The sequence below is a fragment of the Streptomyces sp. NPDC006529 genome (genome assembly GCF_040611795.1).
Taxonomy (GTDB): Bacteria; Actinomycetota; Actinomycetes; order Streptomycetales; family Streptomycetaceae; genus Streptomyces.
On sequence record NZ_JBEXPB010000013.1, the window covers coordinates 32,450 to 51,925 of the forward strand.

Here is a 19,476-nt window from a genome sequence, read left to right on the forward strand (position 1 = left end):
CTCGGACAGGGCGGTGGAGGTTTCCGCAGGGGTGGCGGCCGGGGACGGAAGGGTCATGGCGTCAGTTCTCCAGGGCCGGGCGCAGGTCCCACAGGGTGCGCCAGGTGGCCGAACCCTGCTCGGCGCGGCGGCGCACCGCGCCGTCCCAGTAGCCCAGCAGCCGGGCGGCGTCGGCCGGGTCGTCCTTGCGGACCACGCCCAGCAGGTGCCCGGGGAGCAGGGACAGCACGTCCCGGTCGCCCGGGAAGTACGCGGCGGCCAGGGCCAGCGAACCGGCCACGGACACCGCCTCCGCGGTGCTCATCACCGTGGAGGGGCGCTCGACCTCCCAGCCTTCGGCCGACCGCCCGTCCCGCAGGTCGCGGAAGGCGGTCACGAGGGCTTCGAGGATCGCGTCGTCCACCTGGAAGGGGGCACCGGCCCGGGTAACGGCCGCATGGGCCTGGCGGCGTACCAGGGCGGTCTCGGCGTCCAGGTCACCGATGGGGCCGACGGTCTCGAAGTTGAAGCGGCGCTTGAGGGCCGCGGACATCTCGGAGACGCCCTTGTCGCGGAGGTTGGCGGTCGCGATGAGGGTGAAGCCGGGGGCGGCATGGGCGAGGGCGTCGGCGCTGCCGGCGAGCTCCGGGACGGCGATGCGCCGTTCGGACAGGAGTGAGACCAGGGCGTCCTGGACCTCGGGCAGGCAGCGGGTGATCTCCTCGACGCGGGCCACCGCGCCACGGGTCATGGCGGTGAGGACCGGGGAGGGCACCAGGGCCTGCCGGGTGGGGCCCTGGGCCAGGAGCAGCGCGTAGTTCCAGCCGTACTTGAGCTGGTCCTCGGTGGTGCCGGCGGTGCCCTGCACCACCAGGCCGCTGGTGCCGCACACGGCGGCGGACAGCAGCTCGGAGAGCATCGACTTGGCGGTTCCGGGCTCGCCGACGAGCAGCAGCCCGCGTTCTCCGGCGAGGGTGACGACGCAGCGTTCCACCAGGGCGCGGTCGCCGACGAACTTCTGCTCGACCACCAGCTTGCGGGGGACGCCGTCGGGCGCCGCGGCGCCCTCGGGCAGCCGCAGGGCCTCGCCCGCGCTGCCCATCACGAAAGTGACGACGGCGCGCGGGCTCAGCAGCCAGGCGGGCGGGCGGGGGCCGTCGTCGTAGGCGGCGAGGAAGGCCAGTTCGGTGGCGTGGCGGTCCTCGGGCGGACTGACCTGCCGGCCGGACGGGGGTGCTGACGGGGGTACGGGAGTGGTGGTGTCGGTGGTCATCGGCGGCGGCCCTTCCGGGTGGCACGGGTGGTGAGTTCTTCGAAGGCGGGGGCGTCGCCGTCCTTGACACGGCTCCATGCGCGGGCGAACAGGGCGGGCACCGGCAGTTGCGGCACGGCCCGGGTGTGGTCGCGCAGCGGGTAGAGGGGTTCCTTCCAGGTCTCCACCGGCAGGGCGGGGGCCTTGAAGTCGTGCCAGCCGCAGGGCAGGAACAGGGTCCGGCCCGCGCGGGACCGCTTGGCCTCCAGGACCAGGCCGGTGGCGGCCAGTTCGGTCCTGGCCTTCTTCGACCGGCCCGGCGTCCAGCCGGTCCAGCGCGCGCGGTCGCGGTCGGTCGGGTCGGGCAGTGCGAGCAGTTGCAGGTAGAGCGCGGCCGCGTCGTCGCCCAGCCCGTGGGTCGCGGCCACCTCGGCGACCAGCTCCGGGACCGAGCGGGCGGGGTCCTGGGCGTAGCCGGTGAAGCCGTCGGCAGCCGATCCGGCCAGGACGGCCTGTTCGAGGTCGTCGCCGAGCAGGGCCCGCACGGCGGCCAGGGAGTGGCAACGGCCCGGGCCGACCAGCCCTTCGAGCAGCCCGAGAACGGGATCGTCCGCGCCGGTGATCCCGGCCGTGCGCACCAGCGTCATCTCGTTGTCGCCGTACCAGGGGCGCAGCACGAGGGCGTCCCCGAGCCGGGTGAGGCCGTCGGCTCCCGCCCCTCCCGTCGCGGGCAGTCCGTACGCCGTGCGCAGCGGGACCGCGGTCGGGGTGCCCTTCTCCGTCCACTCCACGTCCAGGTCGAGGATGAGGCCGGGGTCGGCCAGGCGCCTGCGCAGCGCGGCGAGTGCGGCCGGGAGGTGGGCGCGCAGCGGATGGCCGTACGGCAGTCCGTACGCCAGCCCGCCGAGCGCCGCCACCGCGCTCGTGAGGCTTCCGCGGGCGGGGACCGCGGCCGGATCCTCCGCCACGAGGTCGCCGTCCTTGTCGAGGCGCATCGCGGTGGTGCGGCTGAGCCACGCGGTGCGGCCGGGGTTGAGGACGGCTTCCGCCGACGCCGTGGAGACACCGGCCAGGGCGTCTCCCAGCTCCTCCGGCAGCCGGACCAGCGATCCCAGGCGCTCCGCCCAGGTCTCGGCGGCCGCCTCGGTGTCGGGGCCGCTCTCCCACAGGTCGGCGGGGTCGGCGGGCAGCAGCGCGTCCAGCAGTGCCAGCCGGTTGCCGGCGCCGAGCGCGCTCAGCCTGGCGTCGGCCCGTTCGGCCTGCCGGGCCTTGAGGCCCACGAGGGCCAGCCCGGCGGCGTCGAGTCCGCCGGTCCCCGCCGCGACGAGAACGGCCGCCTGTGCGGGGCCGATGCCGGTGGCGGCGTCGAGTGTGACGGGCGCCTCGGGCCGCCACGGCGCGGCGCCGCGCTCGCGGACGAGGCGGATCAGCGGGAGCAGGCGCTCGTGCGGGAGGGCGGGGTTGTGCCGCTGGTCCTCGTGGTGGGTGAAGTCGGCGATCTGGCCGAACGCCCCTTCCGGGTCGTGGTCGAGGGCGAGCCAGTGGACGCGGTCGTTGCGGTGGGTGTGCTCCCGGCGGAGGATCACCACCGTGCGGTCGCCGCGGCGCAGCACCTGGCCGAGCCGCTGCCTCTTGCCGACCCGGTCCTCACTGTCCTCCTCGCACAGCAGGACCTGCCGCAGGGCGCCCGCGGGGTGGGCGAGCGGGCCGGTGGCGACCGCTTCCAGGAGGAGCAGCAGCGCCTCCCGGTGTTCGTCGGTGGTGGTGGGGGCGGCGGCGCGGTAGGCGAGGGGGCCCAGGGCGTCCAGGAACGGCAGCCAGGCCAGGTCCATGCCGGGGACGGTGTGGGTCTCGCTCGTCCAGCCGTCGCCCAGAACCGGCAGCGGGGCCGGGTCGGGCAGCGGCTTGCCGTCGGCGGGCTTGCCGGACAGGACCTGGTTGACGGAGAGGATCTGCTGGAGGCCGCTCCACTTCGCTTCGCGCCCCCAGTAGCCGTACCTGCCCGGCGCGGCGATCCCGTTCACGGCGGCGGTCAGGGTCGTGTCGTCCCCGTGGACGGGCCGGTGGTCGGCGTACATCCCGTCGCCGTGCCGCTTCGCGCCGTGCGGCTCGTCCTGCGGGGGTGCCACGTAGGCGGCGGTGGCGGCGCGGTGGCGGGCGGCCGTCCGCACGAGCGCGCTCACGCCGGTGCGCAGCCGGGGGTCGGTCAGCGCGGGCAGCGCCGTGGCCACGGCGGCCTCGATGAGCTCGTCCGCGGAGGGACCGTTGTACGACGTGTCGGCGGCGACCGCGGCCTTCCGCTCGGCCAGCGCGGTGTCGACGGCGTCGAGGAGGGTCGCGACCTGCGCGTCGGTGACCGCGCGCAGGGCGGCCGAGCCCCGCTCGTCGCGCGGGCGCAGGGCGTGCCAGAACGCGGGCGGCGGGACGTACCGGGTGCCGGCGGCGTACTCGCCGCCCTGGTCTCCCAGGGGGACCGATCCCAGCGCGTCCGTGGTGACGGCGCCCGCCGGATAGAGCTCGACGGTGTCGCCGACGACGGCGGCGAGGGGCGCGGCTCCGCCCGGCAGCCGCAGGGCGCCCAGCGGTACGGGGTGGTCCCGGCGGCCCGGCGCGACGGGCAGGGTGACGGTCCGCCCGTCGGGGGTTCCGGTGGTGACGCGGCGGTCGGGGTCCTGTCCCTCGGTGCGCACCCAGCGGCCCAGGACGGTGCCGTCGGTGCCGAACGGCGTGGTCTCCAGGCCGGGGAACAGCGGCAGGACCTCACACTTTTCGGTCGCGAGGTGGGCGCCGTCGCGGATTCCCGACTGGAGGAACGCGGGCAGCGAAGCACGCCCGTGGGTGCCGCCCGCCGGGTCGTACTCGACCCAGCAGTGGTCGCGGCCCTGCTTGCCCTGGCGCCAGTGTCCGGTGCCGTCGCCCAGCACGGGGCGGGTGGACGGCAGGGTGGTGTCGCCCGCGTGCAGGGTGCGGCCGCCGGTGGCACGGCCGCCGCCGGGCAGCGGCAGCGACGGGGAGCCCACTTCCTGGCCGTTCCACCACTGCGGCAGCTGCTCGCCGCCGAGGGTGAAGGGTTCACCGGGGCGGGCCGACCAGTACGCGCGCTGCTTGCCGTCTTCCGCCCAGATGACCAGCAGTTCGCCGTCGGTGTACCGGAAGCGGGGTCGCCGCCAGCGGTCCAGGTCGGCGGGCAGGCGCAGCTCGTGTTCGAGCAGCACCCCTTCGGGGCCGACCACGACGGCCGTGTGGCGGTTGGCGACGACCAGGGCGGGCCAGGCCTCGGCGACCACCATCCAGTGGTTCTGGTCGGTCCGGTCGGTGTCGAGCCGCCGGTACGTCTCCTCCAGGGCGGGCCAGCCCAGTTCGTCCAGAACGCCGGCGCGCAGGGTGGCGCCGAGGACCGGCGCCAGGTCGTGGACGGCTATCCGGGCGACGGCCTCCGGATTGACCTGGCCGGCGACCGCGCGGAAGGACGACAGGCGCCCGAGCGCCGCTCGCGAACCGGGCAATCCCGCCGCCTCGGTGAGTTCCGCGGCGCGATCGCGCAGCCAGTCGTGGAGCACCGCGCCGAGCACCGGGTGGGCGGCGATCGCGGCGAGCACGGAGTCCTTCGAGCGGTGGCCGTTCATGCCGTTCAGCGCGTCGTACAGCAGTCCGCGCAAGCGGGGACGGCCGGCGACGGCCGTCAGGTCGCGGCGGCCCGGGGTATCGTCGCCGATCCAGCGCTCCAGCGGCAGGTGGACGTTGGCGCCCGCGGCCGGTTCGACGACGGGGATGTCCCAGGCGACGCAGGCGTCCAGCAGGTCCAGGTCGGCGCCCGCGTGCCAGCGTCCCCGGAAGAGGTCGACGGGGCGGCCGTCGGAGCGCAGTCGGGGGGCCATGCGCTCGACGAGGTCGAGGGTGCGCGCACAGCGCTCCGAACTGGACGAGCCGTGCTTGCGGTGCAGTGCCCAGCGGCTGAGCCAGTCCGCGGGGTCGACGCCGTCCGTGCTCTGCGCATCGGTGAGCAGCGCGTCCGCGCCCGTCTCGGCGAGCAGCGACAGCCAGGCCTCGTCGGCCTTCCGGTCGTCGCCGAGGCCGGTCGGCATGATCTCCAGCAGGCGGGCGCGGATCTCCGGTCGCGCGGCGGCGAGCGCCACCAGGGTCGGACGGTAGGCGGTCCAGAACGACGCGGGGGCCCGGACGATGCTCGGTGAGCCGATCAGGGCGGCGACGAAGGCGATTTCGGCGGTCTCCCGGTCCAGGCCCGCGGCCTTGACGAGCGCGCGGGCGTCCTGCGGCAGGGCGGCGTACGGCGCCATGCCCGCACCGCAGCGTTCGACGGCGAGTTGACGGAACTGCGCCCAGGCCTCGGCCGGGTCGAGGCGACGCGAAAGGTCCTGCGCGTGGTCCTTGAGCGCCTTGACGGTCAGGGCCCCGGCGAAGGCGAACTCCAGGAAGACGGCCCGCTGCCGCTCCTCGTCGACCGGCAGGCCGTGGACGCGCTCGGCGGCGCGCGCCTTGCCGAAGAGCGTCGCGGCGTACGTGCTGTTGTCGTGCTGGAGGAAGACGCGCGCGGCCTGCTCGTAGAACGTCGGCAGGAAGTGCGGTACGGCGCGGCCGAGCCGGGTGGCGAGTGCCTCGAAGCCGTCCTTGGCGGCGCCGGCCCGGGACTTGGCCTGGCGGGACAGCCGTTCCATGTCCTTGACCAGGGCCAGCGCGTGGTGCCCGTTGGCCGGATCGTTGACCAGGGCCCAGGCGGGGAAGCCCAGTGTCTCGCGGCGCACCTGCCCCACCTCGGGGGCCTCGGGCTCGCGGGCGAGTCCGAGGAAGTCCAGTGCCAGGTCCTCCGCCTCGCCCAGGGTGCCCGCCACCAGACGCACCACGCGCCGGTCGTCCAGGGCCGGGTGGGTGTAGGTGCGGGCGGTGAGGGTGTCGGCGTCGTCGCGGGCGACGGTGCCGGTGCGCAGGATGGCCCCGGCGTCCAGCAGGGCCGCGGCCCGGGTGATCTCGTCGGTGTTCACGCCGCCTGCTCCTCGTCCTCGATGTCGCGTCCCGCGTACAGGGCCGCCGCCATGCGCATGCCTTCCGACCAGGCGACCGGGCCGACGTGGCCGGCGGTCAGTGCACGGCCTGCGGTGTCGGTCCAGGTCAGCGAGCCGGTCTCGGTCCGCTCGTAGCTGTCGTAGTCGCCGATCCAGATGCGTGCCTCGACCGTCGCGCCGTCCTCGACGACCGGGCACACCGCCTGGCCGCCGCGGGCCCGGTAGCCGAGCTGGGTGGTGCGCCCGTGCAGGAACCGCAGTTCCTTGAAGGCGCCGCCCGCGTAGTCGTCGACCGAGGCGGTCTCCGGGTCCAGGTCCGCCGGGCGGTGCCAGACCTCGCGGAAGAGCTGCTGTACCCGCTGGTCCACGGTGAGTTCGACCGCGAACTCGCGGAGTTCCTCCAGGTCCGCCAGCAGCACCGGGTGAGGGATGCGGACCAGCTCGGGGCTGATGCGCACCGTGTCGCCGTCGAGGTCGACCAGGCCGAGGCCCCGGACGGGGTCGGCGTCACGAAGGAATCCGGCGACTTCGCCGTCCTCTCCCGTGACGACGAGGTCGTACAGCGCGGCGCGCCAAGCCGTGTCCTGCCACACCTGGGCGATGACCGCGGCGGGGACGGGCAGCGAGCGGACCATCCAGCGCTCCACGTCGGCGACGCACTGACGTTCGTGCCGATCCAGCCACTCCACGAGCTGGCGCAGTCCGACCACGGCCGGGTCGTCCGCGAGTTTCCCCGGGACCGTCTTCAGCTGGCGACCCGCCGCATTGCGGCAGACCACTTTCCCGTCGTCGAGGGCGACTTCGTAGTCGCCGGCCGGAACCCACCCCATGTGCTGTCTCCTCGGTCAGACGGCCTGGTCCGGGGCATGGCAAGGCATGGCACACCCCCCGTCGCAGCGCCGCCGCGATCACGTTGGTGTGACTCTAGGCGCAGCCTCGGACAATGCCTCGGGCAGCGCCTCGGGAGGGGCCTCGGGAGGGGCCTCAGGCAGCGCCTCGGGAGGGCGGATCACTCCCTGTGGGGGCCGGAGTAACGCCCCGGACCCGCCGATTCACGCCATCACCTGCGGGCGGCCGAGAGTGGTGTGGCGGCCCGCACCGCAGACGGGGAGCCGTACCAACAGGCAGCCGCCGCCTGGTGGTCGAAGTAGCCGCCGGTACGACGCGTCACGCGGTGCTCACGGTCGTCCGTGTCCACTGAGCGTGCGATCCGGTACGCGGGCCTGATCGGCCACGTTCCCCTGAAGGTACTTCGGCCGCGGGTACCCGCCGTCGTTCAGCGCCCGCCAGGTGTCAGTGACCGTCTCGGCTACGGGGCGACAACGCATCCCGGTGGCCAGGGCCTTGGCCGAGGAAGCGGTCCGGTTGCCGACGACCTCGGGGATGTCCGGGGCCCAGAGCGGCACCTCGGTCCACGGCTGCACCGCCCTGGAAGGGAGCGATGACGAGGAAGGCCCCCGGATGGTGCTCAGGCCGCCAGTGAAGTCGATGCCGGCGCAGGCCGCCGAGTCGGTGCCCGGCCCGGGAGCGCCGGTGGGTGGCGCCGCCGATGAGCAGAAGTTCGACGGGCACCGGACGATCCTCTTCACCCCGGCCGCCCCGGGCGGGCAGGTGGTGTTGCAGACCCGGCGAGGCTCTGATTACAGGACCGACGCCCGCGCCCGCGGGCAACTGGACCAAGGTTCGCCGCCGCGACACCACCGAAGCCATCTTCCCTGTCACGTCGTCGTGTTCAGCTTCGAGGCTGTTCGCGGGAGGTTTTCATCGCAGTCCCCGGTGGCCTGGAGGCGCCGCAGGGCCAGGATCAGATTGCCGCTGGCGAACGTCGCGAGCGCCGCGATGCCCCACAGGGTCGCCGCGACACCGGCCCGGTCCAGCACGGCGCCCGCGGCCAGGAAGCCCAGCGGCCCGGCCAGGGCGCTGATCGTGACCACGGCCTGCAACACCTTGGGCCCGAAGCCGTCCGGCAGCCGGACGGAGAGCAGGCCCATCAGCGGCGCGTTCGCCAGGGGCGCGGCGGCCGATGACAGGCCGACGGCGACGACGAGCACGCCGGCCGGCACGGGCGCCAGGAGCGTCCACAGGGGCAGAGCGACGCAGACCAGGGCCGTACAGGCGAGTCGTACGGGGGCGACCCGTGCCGCCAGCACATAGGCGGCCACCGCTCCCACCAGGCCACCGGCGCCATGGGCGGCGATCAGCAGACCGCCGATCCTGGCGTCCCCTCCGAACCGGGCGAACGCCAGCACCGGCATGGTGATCATCAGGGTTCGCAGCATCAGCCCGAACACCACGGTGGACAGCATCGCCCGGCTCAGGAACCAGTCGTCGCACAGATGCCGCACCCCCGCCCACAGGCCGCGGGGCCCGGCCGCGGACCCTTCGGCCCCGCCATGCCCTGCCGGGACGCGGCGCAGCAGCAGCAACCCGGAGAAGGCGAACGTTGCCGCGTCCAGCCACACCACCGATATGGTCCCCACCAGCGGGATCAGCGCGCCGGCGAGCGCCGGTCCGGCGAACGCCGAGCCGTTCTGCACACCTGCCAGCGCGCTGTTGGCGCGGGCCAGAGAGCGGGCGTGCGGGCTCAGCAGTTCCATCGCCAGCACCCGCTGTGCCGCGTGGTACGGAACGGCCAGGGCCCCGAGCGCCGTGACGATCACCAGGAGGACGGCCAGATTGAGCGCGCCCAGGGTCTGCAGCAGCGGGATCAGCGCCACCACCGGAGCGCGGGCGAGATCGGAGACGACCATGGTCCGGCGGGCGCCCAGGCGCTGGATGACCTCTCCGCCCGCGAAGCCGAGCAGCGCCATGGGCAGCACCTGGGCCGCGAAGACCAGGCCCGCCCGGGTGGCCGAGCCGGTGGTCTCCAGCACCAGCCAGGGCAGCGCGAGCATGGTCATCTGGGTGCCCAACGCCGTCACCGCGCCCGCAACGTAGACCGTCGTCAGCGCACGGCTCGGCCTGCCACCCGGTGTGCCGTTCGGTGCTCCGTCAGGTGGGACGGGGGGTGCGCTGGGCCGGGTCTCCGCGATCGTCATCGGTTCGCCCCTTTCTCCTCGGTGGGTCCGGGCCGCGTGGCCGCCCCCGCACCCTGTCGCCCGCCCACCGTCCGGTGCCAGGGAAGGACCGGCAGTAGCTCACTGGCGCCGCTGCGCTTTCTTCCCTATGACGCAGCCCGCCCGTCCGGCAGTGTGATGGTCGTCGGAGCCCAGCACGGCCAAGGCCACCGGCGGCGGAAGCGGACACCAACGAAGGGAGGGACGGCGATGAGCGGCGGTATCGGAACGGCGGTGCACGTCCCGTCCTTCGCCACCCGCGACGGACGACGAGCGGTCGAGACCCGGTATGTGGACGGTCTCCCGCAGATCGTGGCCTGGGACCTGACGACGGGTCAGCGCCGCCAGGCGACCACTGCACCGCTGGGTGTGGAGACCGCCGCCATCGAGCCGGACGGCCACGGCCTGTGGTGGTTCGACGACGCTGCCGGCGGTCAAGGCCGCTGGCTGCGCGGACCGTTCGAGGGCGGGAACCCGCGCCCGGCGCTCGACGGCGTACCCGCCGGGCGGATGCACGGCCTGTCCTTCGACCCCCGCAGCGGCCTCGCCGCCGTCGGCGTCGGGGTCGCGGACCGCTCGCGGTACTACGTCGGCCGACCGGGCGAGCGTGCCCGCCTGGTGGCCGAGGAGCCCGGCTATGCGGCAGTGGTGGGCCTGGCCCCCGGCGGCCGGCTGCTGGCCACCGCGGGGTACCCGGCCGGAGCGGCCGCGGTCCGGCTGTGGTCACCGGCCTCCGGCGTCCTCGTGGACGCCATCCCCGGCGCGGCGGGGGACGGCGACGGCGGCGCGGTGTGGGCGCTGGGCTTCCGCCCGGACCTCGCCACCGCACGGCCGGAACTGCTGCTCGTCCTCGAACGCGCGGGCCGCTACACCCTGACCTTCTGGCGGCAGGGCGAGGGGATCCGTACGCACGGTCCCGGCTCCGCGCTCGACTTCGATACGGAGATCACCGCCTGCTGGTACGGGCCCGGCCGCACGGCGCTGGTCCAGCAGGACCGGGCGGGACGCAGCCGCCTGCTCCGCGCCGACCTCGACCGCGGTACGACGACGGTGCTTCCCACGCCCGAGGGCACGATCATCGACTTCTCCTGCGCACCCGACCGCACGGTCCACTGCCTGTGGAGCCGCGACGGCGAACTGCCCCGGCCACTGATCTGCCACCCGGAAAGCCCGGAAGGATCGGAAAGTGCGGAGCACCCGGAGCCCCCGGATCGTCCCGACCGCTCCGGCACTTCCGGCCGCTCCGGCCGCTCCACGACGGCGTCACGCGGCACGGCGCCCGGCGGAACGACCGGATCCGGGCGCCGCGAGCTGTGGACACGTCGGCCGTACGGGCAGATCCACAGCTTTGTGGCCACCCCGCCCGGCCGCAGGGCGGGCCACCGCCCCTGGCCGACGATCTTCCTCGTCCACGGCGGGCCCCACACCCACGACCGGGACGCCTATGACACCCGGACCGAGGCTCTGGTCCGAGCCGGTTTCGCCGTGGTGCGCACCAACTACCGCGGCTCGACGGGCTACGGCCCCCGCTGGCGGGACGACTTCGGCCACCGGGTCGGTCTCGCCCAGCTCGAAGACCTCGCCGCGGTGCGCGGCCACCTCATCGACGCGGGAGTCTCGGAGCCGGGCCGTACCGGCCTGTGCGGCTACTCCTGGGGCGGCTACCTGACGCTGCTGGCGATGGGCGTCCAGCCCCGGCTATGGGACGTGGGGCTGGCCGTCGTCCCGGTGGCCGACTACACGGCCGCGTACCGGGCGACGACGCCGGCGCTGCGAGAGGTCGACGACCGCCTCTTCGGCGGCACCCCCGAGCAGGTGCCACACCGCTATCGCGCGGCCTGCCCTATGACCTATGTGGGCCGCGTACGCGGCCCGCTCTTCCTCGCCGCCTCGGCGGACGACGAGAAGTGCCCTCCGGAACAGATCGAGCGCTATCTCGCCGCGCTGCGGCGCCGCGACGTCCCGCATCGCGTCCGATGGCTCGGCGGCGGACACGACGTGGGCCGTGACCCGGCCGGACACGCCGCCGCCTGGGCCGCCATGGTGCGCTACGCCGACGACGCGCTGCGCGCATCCCCCAGAACCGCCGACCGCCGCGACAGCGGACGGACCGGCTCGCACCACCCTGTTCACCACACCGAAGAAACCGAAGAAACCGAAGAAAGGTCAACCTCATGAAGCGTCACGGACTGCGCGTCGACCCCATCAGCGCCACCGAGCGGGAGCGTGGACTCATCATCCCGCCGCAGGAGGCCTCCCTGGACAAGGCGGTCCCGGTCCAGCCGAACGGCGCGGCGCGGAACTGCACCGCCCGCACGGAGAAGAACACGGAGAAGTAGTCGCCTCTGCAGTGAGCCCGAGCAGCGCCGTAGCGGGGTGCCACGCCCGGCACCCCGCCACGGCGCCGGCCGTGCCGGTGAGGAAAGGAGAACATCATGACCACAGCTACGGCAGCACCCCGGACGAACGCTCCCCGGCCGGACAAGCACCGGCCGGACAAGCCCGAGACGACGGGACCGCGCCAGAACCCGCCGACGTTCCTCAGCGACCCGTACCCGACCCTGGCCAGGATGCGGCAATCGGCCCCGGTCTCCGTGCTGCACGGCGACGGCGGCCTGCGACTGTGGATCATCCCGCGCTACGACGATGTCCGGGCCGCGCTCTTCGACCCCCGCTTCGCACAGGATGCGCGGCGCGCCCAGGCCCTGGCCGACAGCCGAGTCGAGGGCGTCAACCTGGGCACCGACATCACCCATATGCTCAGCAGCGATCCGCCCGACCACACCCGCCTCCGCCGCGTGGTCCAGGCGGCGTTCAGCCGCAAGCGGGTCGAGGCGATGCGGCCGATGGTCGAGCGCATCACCCGCGAACTCCTCGACGGGCTGGACGCGGCAGCCGCGCGCCACATGACCCGCACCACCACCGCCACGGTGGACCTGGTACGTGACTTCGCCTTCCCGCTGCCGATCCTCGTCGTCTGCGAACTGCTCGGCTTCCCGCCCGAGGACCGCGACCTCTACCGGCAGTGGTCGACCGCCGTCGTCACCCATGGAGGCGACCACGCGGCGTTCCTGCGAGCCGTCCAGGAGATGGGCTCGTACGTCCTGGCCCTCGCAGACCGTCGTATCCGCCGCAATGACCGTCCCGCCGATCTCCTCACCGAGTTGATGGCGGCCCGCGAGCGCGGGGAGCTGACGGACGACGAGATCGTGGGCATGGTCGCCCTGCTGCTGATCGGCGGGCACGAGACCACCGTGAACCTGCTGAGCACCTCCTGCCTCGCGCTGCTGCGCGATCCCGGCCAGGCCGCCTGGCTGCGCGCCGATCTCACCCGGATGCCCGGGGCCGTCGAGGAGTTCCTGCGCTACGACTCCCCCATCTGTATGGCCACCACCCGCTTCACCACCGAGCCGGTGGACGTCGGCGGGGTGGAGATCCCGCAGGACGAGTTCGTGCTGCTGTCCCTCGGCGCGGCCAACCGCGACCCGGCGCGCTTCCAGGACCCCGACCGCCTCATCCTCGACCGCCAGGACGCCGGCCATCTCGCCTTCGGCGGTGGCATCCACCGCTGCCTCGGGGCCCTGCTCGGCAAGCTGGAGACCGAGATCGCGCTCACCGCGCTCCTCACCCGTTTCCCCGGAATGACCCTGGCCTGCCAGGAGCGCGACCTGCGCTGGCGCAACACGATGATGCTGCGCGGCTTGGAGGCGCTGCCCGTCACCCTGCGCCGCTGATCCCCGCCCTGACCCTGCCGCCCTCACCACCTCCCGCACCGTCGCGGCCTGGGCGGGGCCGGTCAAGGAGAGCGGGACACGGGGTGCGCAAGGTGGGACCGCGCTGGACGTACGGCAGGCGAACGGGCCACCGCCCGACGTCCGGATACGCGATGTCGAACTCACTTCCCAGGGCTTGCACGTCCTGCGCCGCACCACCTTCGACTACCGGCGCCGCGACGGACGGTGGCAGACCCAGCAGCGCGAAACCTACGACCGCGGCAACGGCGCCGTCGTCCTGCCCTACGACACCGAACGCAGCCGCGTCCTGCTCACCCGCCAGTTCCGCTACCCGGCCTACGTGAACGACCACCCCGACGGCATGCTCATCGAGGCGGCGGCCGGACTGCTCGACGCGCAAGACCCGCACACCGCGATCCGCCGCGAGAGCGCCGAAGAACTCGGCATCAGCCTCGGCCCCCTCACCCACGTGCTCGACGCCTACATGAGCCCGGGCTCCGTCACCGAGCGCCTCCACTTCTTCGCCGCCCCCTACACCGCGGCCGACCGGACCGGCACCGGCGGAGGACTCGAGGAAGAGGGCGAGGACATCGAGGTCCTCGAACTCCCCTTCACCGAGGCCCTCGCCATGACCCATGACGGACGCATCACCGACGGCAAGACCATCCTGCTCCTGCAACGGGCAGCCCTGCACGGGCCCTTCGCCCGACAGCACAACGTGTGAAAGCCCGCTTTCGCCAGATACACCCAGGAAGGCAGAGCGTTCGATTGCCCAGACGGCTCGGGTACCTCCCGAAGTGGTGAACGTCTGCTGCACGTCACGAGGTTGCGGCTCAGGTCTTGGGAGGCGGCTCGGTTGATCGCCCGCTGGGTTGTGGTGAGGTCCTGGCCGGGAAGCCGTCTGATGGGCGTGGTCACCCAGAGACCGGCCCCGATCTAGGCGCGGTCGGCGAGGACGGGGACGCCCTCGCGTTCGCAGATCCGGACGATGCGGTGGGTGCGGGCCGCGGTCAGGTCGTGGGTACGGCCGGGCGGGGCGGGTGAGATCCACAGCAGGTTGCCGGTGGGATCGGCCACGACCTGCACGTTCACGCCGTGACGGCGGTGCTTTGGGGACAAGTGGGCCCGGCTGTCGCCGACCCGGTCGCACTTGGCGAGCGTCCCGTCGAGCAGGACGTGATCAGGATCCGTCTCGCGCAGGACCCGCAGCGCGCTGGCGGGGCGGGAGCTTGCAGCGTCGGTCACCCTCACGGGTGACGATGAGCGCCGAGACCCACTCGGCCAGAGCGTGCGGCAGGTCGAGTGCGGCAGGACGGGCAACCAACGAGGCTTCTGTTGATGAGTTGACACGTCAGGCACTTCTCTCAACGGCAGGGGAGCTTCGTGCGTTGCGGGACGCCGGCCCGTCACTCGATCAGTGGCCACTTCTGAAAGAGCTCTGTGACCGCCGCAGCTGCTCACCCCCATGTCGCCGCGAGGGGGGTGCCGCTGAGACCGACCGCTCGAAGGCGGCCAACGGGCACATGCACAGTCTGCTCCGCAGGGGTTGGTCCGCGAGCGGTACGAGACGCCTCGAACTCTACAAGCGCACCCTGCCCGCTCGGCCCCAACGCTCCCGCGCCCTTGCGGTGCTTGAAACCCTCGGCGATTCGGCCAACCCCCTTTAGTGGCACTGGCGTTGCAGGGCGCGGATCGGTGTAGCTCCCACGGTCCGACAGGCGCTCCGTTCCGGGCTTTCATGGTCGACCGAAACACATGTGTTCGAAAAATCATCGGCTGTCGTTGAGCTTCCGACAGCATCCGAACGGCGATCCAGGGGGACCCGATGACCACATCCGGACTGCACAGCCAACCGGTCGGCACACCGCCCCCACCGCCGCCGGCGGAGATCACCTACAGCGGGCAGTACTCCGTCAATCCGCTCGCCGAGGCCTCCTTCCGGAAGATGTGCGCCACGCTCCCTTCCGTCCTGGCCCGCATCGGTCGCCTGTCGTGGCAGACCGACCGGCAGGCCGTCCGGCTCCTGATCGGGTGCCAGATCATCACGGGCGTTTCCGCCGCGGTGCTGCTGACCGCCACCGTCGGCGCGATGGGGCCCGTACTCGGCCCCGGAAGTGCCGGCGACCGCCTCCAAGGCGCTTTGCCCGCGCTGCTCGTGGTCGCGCTCGCCGCCACGATGAACCGTGTCTCGGGGGCCGTGGCCACCTACGCCGAGCGGCGGATCACTCCCCGGCTGACCTCCGAGACGGACAGCGCGCTGGTCGAGGCGGTCTGCCGGGTCGAGGCCGCCGCCTATGCCGGGGACGGCTTCTCCGACCGTCAGGAAGCGGCCGAGATGGGGGTGGTCCGCACCCACGTGATGGTCACGGACGCCCAGCGCTTCATGTCCTCCCTGATTCGCCTGGTCACCGCCGGCAGCGTCCTGTCCCTGCTGAACGTGATGATGCTGCCCCTGTTGCTCCTCGCCGTACTGCCGGCCGGCATCGGCGCCGTCCTGACCGCCCGCGTGGACTACGAGATCCACTACTCCAACATCTCCGACAGGAACGTGCGCGGAATGATGCGCTGGTGGGCCACCGCATCCCAGTACGGCGACGAGGTCCGCGCGAACTCGATGACCGACTACCTCGTCTACTGGTACCGCGCCCTGTCCGACCGGTGCGACCGCAGGAACCTGGCCGCAGCGCCGCGGACCCTGCGGATCTCCCTGCTCTCCGCGCTCGCCGGCGGCGTCTTCCTCCTCGCGACCTGGGGTGCGCTCGCCTGGCTCGCCGTGACCGGCCGGATCGAACCCGCCATCGCCGCCACTGCAGTCATCGCCGTCCAGACCGCACTCGCCGCCCTCTCCCAGGTCGTCATCAACGGCGCCGCGATCTTCCACACCAGCCTCTACCTCACCGACATGCAAGCTTTCCTCGACGAGGCCGCCGCCCGCGCTCCCCGGCGCGGACCTGACGAGATCACCGGCCCGGTCGAGGAGATCCGGCTCGACGAGGTCGTCTACCAGTACCCGGGCAAGGACCGCCCCGCGGTGGACGGCGTCTCCCTGACCCTGGAGCGTGGGCAGATCCTCGCGATCGTCGGAGCGAACGGCTCGGGGAAGTCGACCCTGTTGCGACTGCTCACGGGGGTCTACCTGAGCGACAAGGGCCGGGTCACCTGGAACGGGAGCGACCTTGCCGGCACCGAGCCGGGGAGCGTCTGGCGCCGCACCGGCCTGGTCCCGCAGGACTTCGCCAGGTGGCCGCTGCGGGTGCGTGAGAACGTGACCCTCGGCCAGCCCCGCACCCATGACGACGGCCCCGTATGGGAGGCCATCGACGCGGTCGGCCTGCGCGAGACCATCGAAGAACTCCCGAACGGTCTGGACAGCCTCCAGGCCCGCGACATCTGGGGAGGTGTCGAGTTCTCCGGCGGCCAGTGGCAGCGCGAGGCGTGTGCCCGGGCGTTGTACCGCAAGCCCGACCTGTTGATTTTGGACGAGCCGACTTCCCAGATGGACCCTCGCGGTGAGCACCTGATCTTCGAACAGATCAAAGCGATCGCCGCCGACCGGATCACCATCATGGTCACCCACCGCCTGGAGAACACGAAGATCGCGGACCACATCGTCGTGATGGAAGACGGCCGGATCTCCGAGCAGGGCCGCTTTGACGATCTCGTCCACGGCGGTGGGACCTTCGCGGAACTCCTGGCGCTCTCCCAGGACCGCTGACCGTTTCGCCTGCTCCTGCGGTCCGCGCGAAGCTGCGAGCCGCACATCATCGAAGGAGAAGCGCGTGCCCGATGTCCACAACGCGGCCGAGGTGCGCGGCCGGCATGCGCTCGCCTCGAGCATGGAGGGAAGCGCCGCGTGAAGCAGACGGCGAAGACCCTGCCCGCGCCGTTGCTTCGCTGGGCGGAGGAACGGATCGGGGCCGTCGCAGCGGTACGTGACGCCTCGCACGACTGGGACCGCTCCCGGGTGTGGGAGCTGGAGGGCACCGGCGGGGTCTCCTGGTACCTGAAGGTCTCGCCCAGCGAAAAGTTCTACCTGCGGGAGAGCCGGGCTTACCGTCATGTCGTTCCTGCCTTGGGGCACACCCGGGCACCGCAGCTCGTCGATTGCCAAGCACGGGGCGACGCCGAAGCCTCCCTGGACGCCGCTGCGGACGGAGCGGAGAAGTACCTCGCTCGCGCCCGGGACCGGCTGACCGAGGACGAGTGGCAGCTGATCCGGGACCACGCTGCCCGCCTCCGCCGCGTCGGCCCCGTTCCCGTCGGCCACATCCACGGCGACAACCAGCCCAGGAACTGGATGGTGTTTGAGGGCGTGCTCGCGCTCATCGACTTCGAGCGGGCCAGACCGGCGGCTTGCGTGCAGGACTTCATCATCCTCACGGCCACCCAGTGGGCCGACCATCCGGACCGCGAGAAGGCGTTCTTCCGGGGGTACGGGCGGTCGCTCACCGACGCGGAGCGTCAGGCTCTGCGCTGTCTGACCGTGCTGGACGCGGTCAACTGCCTGGCCTGGGGGCCGGACAACGGAGACGAGCTGGTCACGGCCCGGGTCCGGCGGACCCTGGACCGCCTCATGAGGGAGGAACGGCCGTGAGCGCCGTACACCGGAGCATCGGCAACGTCATGGTCCTGCTCCAGCGCCCCGGCGACGGCCGGGTCCTGGCCGTGCGGCACCGGGAGACGTCGTGGCACTCCCCCGGGATGCTGACCGTGGTCGGGGGTCGCCTGGAGGAAAGCGAGTTCCTTGACGAGGGTGCGGCGCAGGAGCTCGCCGAGGAAGTCGGCATCCACCTCGCCCCGGGACCGGCCGCGGTTTTGCCGGCTGCCACGCTTCCACGCGGCGGACGGGGAGCGGGTGACCGGCGCCGTTTTCACCGTGCGGGAGTGGGAGGGCGCCCCGTACAACCGCGAGCCGCACACGCAGACGCACAGCGAACCGGTGTGGGGCGATCCTGCTGCGCCGCCGCTCGACTGCAACCCGTTCGCACACTCGGCCCTGGCCCGTTTCGCCACCGGCCGGCTCTACGCGAACGTCATCACCCCACAGCTGCCGGGTGGTGAAACCGGGTGACGACCTCCACCCAGCCGACCGAGGCGCGGAAGCGCGTCTCCCCGGACCTGCGGCGTCTCGTGGGCAGCGAGTGCGCGAGCCTGTCGGGCTCGGCCGTCAGTACCGTTGCCCTCCCCACTCTGGCCGTGCTCGATCTCCATGCCTCGACCAGCCAGATCGCACTGCTCGCCTTCCTCGGCCAGCTCCCGAACGCCATCGTGGCGCTCCCGGCCGGCGCGTTCTCGGACCGGCATGCCAAGCGCCCTCTGATGATCACCGCGGATCTCACCGCTGCCGCAGTCCTCGTATCCATTCCGGCCGCCGCCATCGCCGGGGTGCTCGGCATCGGCCAGCTCTACGCGGTCGCCGTCGTCCTCGGCATCGCCGAGACCGTGCACGGTTCGGCGTCCATCAGCTATCTGCCCGTCCTCGTCGAACCGCGCCTGTTGCAGCACGCGAACTCAAGGCTGGGCGCGGCCTCATCGGTGGCCGACAGCGCAGGCAGCAATGTGGGCGCCGCGCTGGTCGGCGCCGTCGGCGCCGCCCGCTCCGTCTTCGCCGACGTCCTGTCCTACCTCGTCTCCGCATTCCTTGTGTGGCGCATCCGCACCCCCGAGCCGGCCGCCGCGCCGCCCGCGGGCCGCCGCAGCCTCGCGCGGGACATCGGTGAGGGCCTGCGTTACGTGGCCGGGCAGCCCACCATCCGTACGGTGATCGCCGCCCTGTCCACGCTGAGCTTCGGCCTCGCGATCATGAACACGTACTGGGCGTACTACGTGCTGACCCACTTGCGCACGTCCCCGAGCGCGTTCGGCGTGATGATGGGGGTGGGTGGGGCCGGCAGCCTGGCCGGGGCGCTCCTCGCCCCGCGCATCGCCTCCCGTATCGGCATCGGACCGACGATCATCATCGGCTTCGCTGTGAGCCCGCTGGCCCACATCCCCCTCCTCCTCGCCGGACCCGGCCGAACCTGGCAGATCCTCCTCGCAGCGGCGCTGGCCACCCAGTTGTTCTGGGCAACGGCCTCCGGGACGAGCCAGCGATCCCTGAGACAGACCTTGTGCGAGCCACGCTTCCAGGGCCGCATGCAGGCCGCGAGCACCATGCTCACCGCCGGAGCCCGACCCGTCGCCGCTGCGGTATCCGGTGCTCTGGTCCTCCTCGTGGGCCTACGCGGCACTCTCGCCGTCGGCGCGGTCCTCCAGGCCGTCCCCGTGGTCCTCCTGCTCCTCTCCCCCGTCCGCGCGCTGCGGGAGATGCCTTCCCCGCTCGCGCGGACCGCCGCGCCGCCCGCTCGTGAAGCCCGCCGCAGCCACCGGCAAGGGCTCGACACCAAGCCCGTAACCGCCAGCCACCCCGTCCCCGCACACCGACTCCACTGTCT

10 protein-coding genes and 4 pseudogenes are annotated in these 19,476 nt (G+C 72.8%); 9 read left to right on the forward strand and 5 right to left on the reverse strand.

Going from position 1 to position 19,476, the window contains the following annotated elements:
• Positions 1-61: 61 nt before the first annotated feature.
• The 4 genes from ABZY31_RS12745 to ABZY31_RS12760 form a co-directional block, all read right to left on the reverse strand.
• Positions 62-1,252, reverse strand: a complete 1,191-nt coding sequence (locus tag ABZY31_RS12745; RefSeq protein ID WP_356408437.1) for an AAA family ATPase — start codon at positions 1,250-1,252, stop codon at positions 62-64.
• Positions 1,249-6,231 (reverse strand): hypothetical protein, encoded by a 4,983-nt coding sequence (locus ABZY31_RS12750; RefSeq protein WP_356408440.1) that lies wholly within the window; start codon positions 6,229-6,231, stop codon positions 1,249-1,251. Before ABZY31_RS12750 ends, ABZY31_RS12745 begins: the two co-directional genes overlap by 4 nt.
• Positions 6,228-7,082, reverse strand: coding sequence for a DUF4132 domain-containing protein (locus ABZY31_RS12755; protein WP_356408443.1), 855 nt, complete (start codon positions 7,080-7,082; stop codon positions 6,228-6,230). The genes ABZY31_RS12750 and ABZY31_RS12755 overlap by 4 nt, the downstream gene beginning before the upstream one ends.
• A gap of 888 nt (positions 7,083-7,970) precedes the next feature.
• Positions 7,971-9,290, reverse strand: coding sequence for an MFS transporter (locus tag ABZY31_RS12760; protein WP_356408446.1), 1,320 nt, complete (start codon positions 9,288-9,290; stop codon positions 7,971-7,973).
• A 228-nt stretch (positions 9,291-9,518) separates the two neighbouring features.
• On the opposite strand from ABZY31_RS12760, the gene ABZY31_RS12765 reads away from it, so the two are divergent.
• From ABZY31_RS12765 to ABZY31_RS12780, 4 genes and pseudogenes are all read left to right on the forward strand, one after another.
• Entirely contained in the window at positions 9,519-11,486 is a 1,968-nt protein-coding gene (locus tag ABZY31_RS12765; RefSeq protein WP_356408449.1) for a prolyl oligopeptidase family serine peptidase, read from the forward strand.
• Positions 11,483-11,647, forward strand: a complete 165-nt coding sequence (locus tag ABZY31_RS12770) for a hypothetical protein (protein WP_356408452.1) — start codon at positions 11,483-11,485, stop codon at positions 11,645-11,647. The genes ABZY31_RS12765 and ABZY31_RS12770 overlap by 4 nt, the downstream gene beginning before the upstream one ends.
• A 96-nt stretch (positions 11,648-11,743) precedes the next feature.
• Positions 11,744-13,042, forward strand: a complete 1,299-nt coding sequence (locus ABZY31_RS12775; protein WP_356408455.1) for a cytochrome P450 — start codon at positions 11,744-11,746, stop codon at positions 13,040-13,042.
• A 139-nt stretch (positions 13,043-13,181) separates the two neighbouring features.
• Positions 13,182-13,766 (forward strand): annotated as a pseudogene (locus ABZY31_RS12780) (NUDIX domain-containing protein); the annotation flags it as partial.
• A gap of 128 nt (positions 13,767-13,894) precedes the next feature.
• On the opposite strand, the pseudogene ABZY31_RS12785 reads toward ABZY31_RS12780, so the two are convergent.
• Positions 13,895-14,366: pseudogene (locus ABZY31_RS12785) on the reverse strand (transposase family protein); the annotation flags it as partial.
• Positions 14,367-14,867: 501 nt separating this feature from the next.
• Between ABZY31_RS12785 and ABZY31_RS12790 the strand changes: the two are divergent.
• The 5 genes and pseudogenes from ABZY31_RS12790 to ABZY31_RS12810 all read left to right on the forward strand — a co-directional run.
• On the forward strand, positions 14,868-16,757 hold the full coding sequence (locus ABZY31_RS12790; RefSeq protein WP_356408458.1) for an ABC transporter ATP-binding protein: 1,890 nt from the start codon (positions 14,868-14,870) through the stop codon (positions 16,755-16,757).
• Positions 16,758-16,895: 138 nt separating this feature from the next.
• Positions 16,896-17,636: a phosphotransferase gene (locus ABZY31_RS12795; RefSeq protein WP_356408461.1), complete on the forward strand. Its 741-nt coding sequence runs from the start codon at positions 16,896-16,898 to the stop codon at positions 17,634-17,636.
• A 29-nt stretch (positions 17,637-17,665) separates the two neighbouring features.
• Positions 17,666-17,770: pseudogene (locus tag ABZY31_RS12800) on the forward strand (NUDIX hydrolase); the annotation flags it as partial.
• 127 nt (positions 17,771-17,897) lie between these two features.
• Entirely contained in the window at positions 17,898-18,113 is a 216-nt protein-coding gene (locus ABZY31_RS12805) for a hypothetical protein (RefSeq protein ID WP_356408679.1), read from the forward strand.
• 59 nt (positions 18,114-18,172) lie between these two features.
• Positions 18,173-19,357 (forward strand): annotated as a pseudogene (locus ABZY31_RS12810) (MFS transporter); the annotation flags it as partial.
• Between the last annotated feature and the right edge of the window lie 119 nt (positions 19,358-19,476).

Excerpts from the sequence above, each read along its gene's own strand:
- ABZY31_RS12745 (WP_356408437.1), bottom strand. The coding sequence starts at position 1,252 with ATGACCACCGACACCACCACTCCCGTACCCCCGTCAGCACCCCCGTCC.
- ABZY31_RS12755 (WP_356408443.1), bottom strand. The coding sequence starts at position 7,082 with ATGGGGTGGGTTCCGGCCGGCGACTACGAAGTCGCCCTCGACGACGGG.
- ABZY31_RS12760 (WP_356408446.1), bottom strand. The coding sequence starts at position 9,290 with ATGACGATCGCGGAGACCCGGCCCAGCGCACCCCCCGTCCCACCTGAC.
- ABZY31_RS12765 (WP_356408449.1), top strand. The coding sequence starts at position 9,519 with ATGAGCGGCGGTATCGGAACGGCGGTGCACGTCCCGTCCTTCGCCACC.
- ABZY31_RS12770 (WP_356408452.1), top strand. The coding sequence starts at position 11,483 with ATGAAGCGTCACGGACTGCGCGTCGACCCCATCAGCGCCACCGAGCGG.
- ABZY31_RS12775 (WP_356408455.1), top strand. The coding sequence starts at position 11,744 with ATGACCACAGCTACGGCAGCACCCCGGACGAACGCTCCCCGGCCGGAC.
- ABZY31_RS12790 (WP_356408458.1), top strand. The coding sequence starts at position 14,868 with ATGACCACATCCGGACTGCACAGCCAACCGGTCGGCACACCGCCCCCA.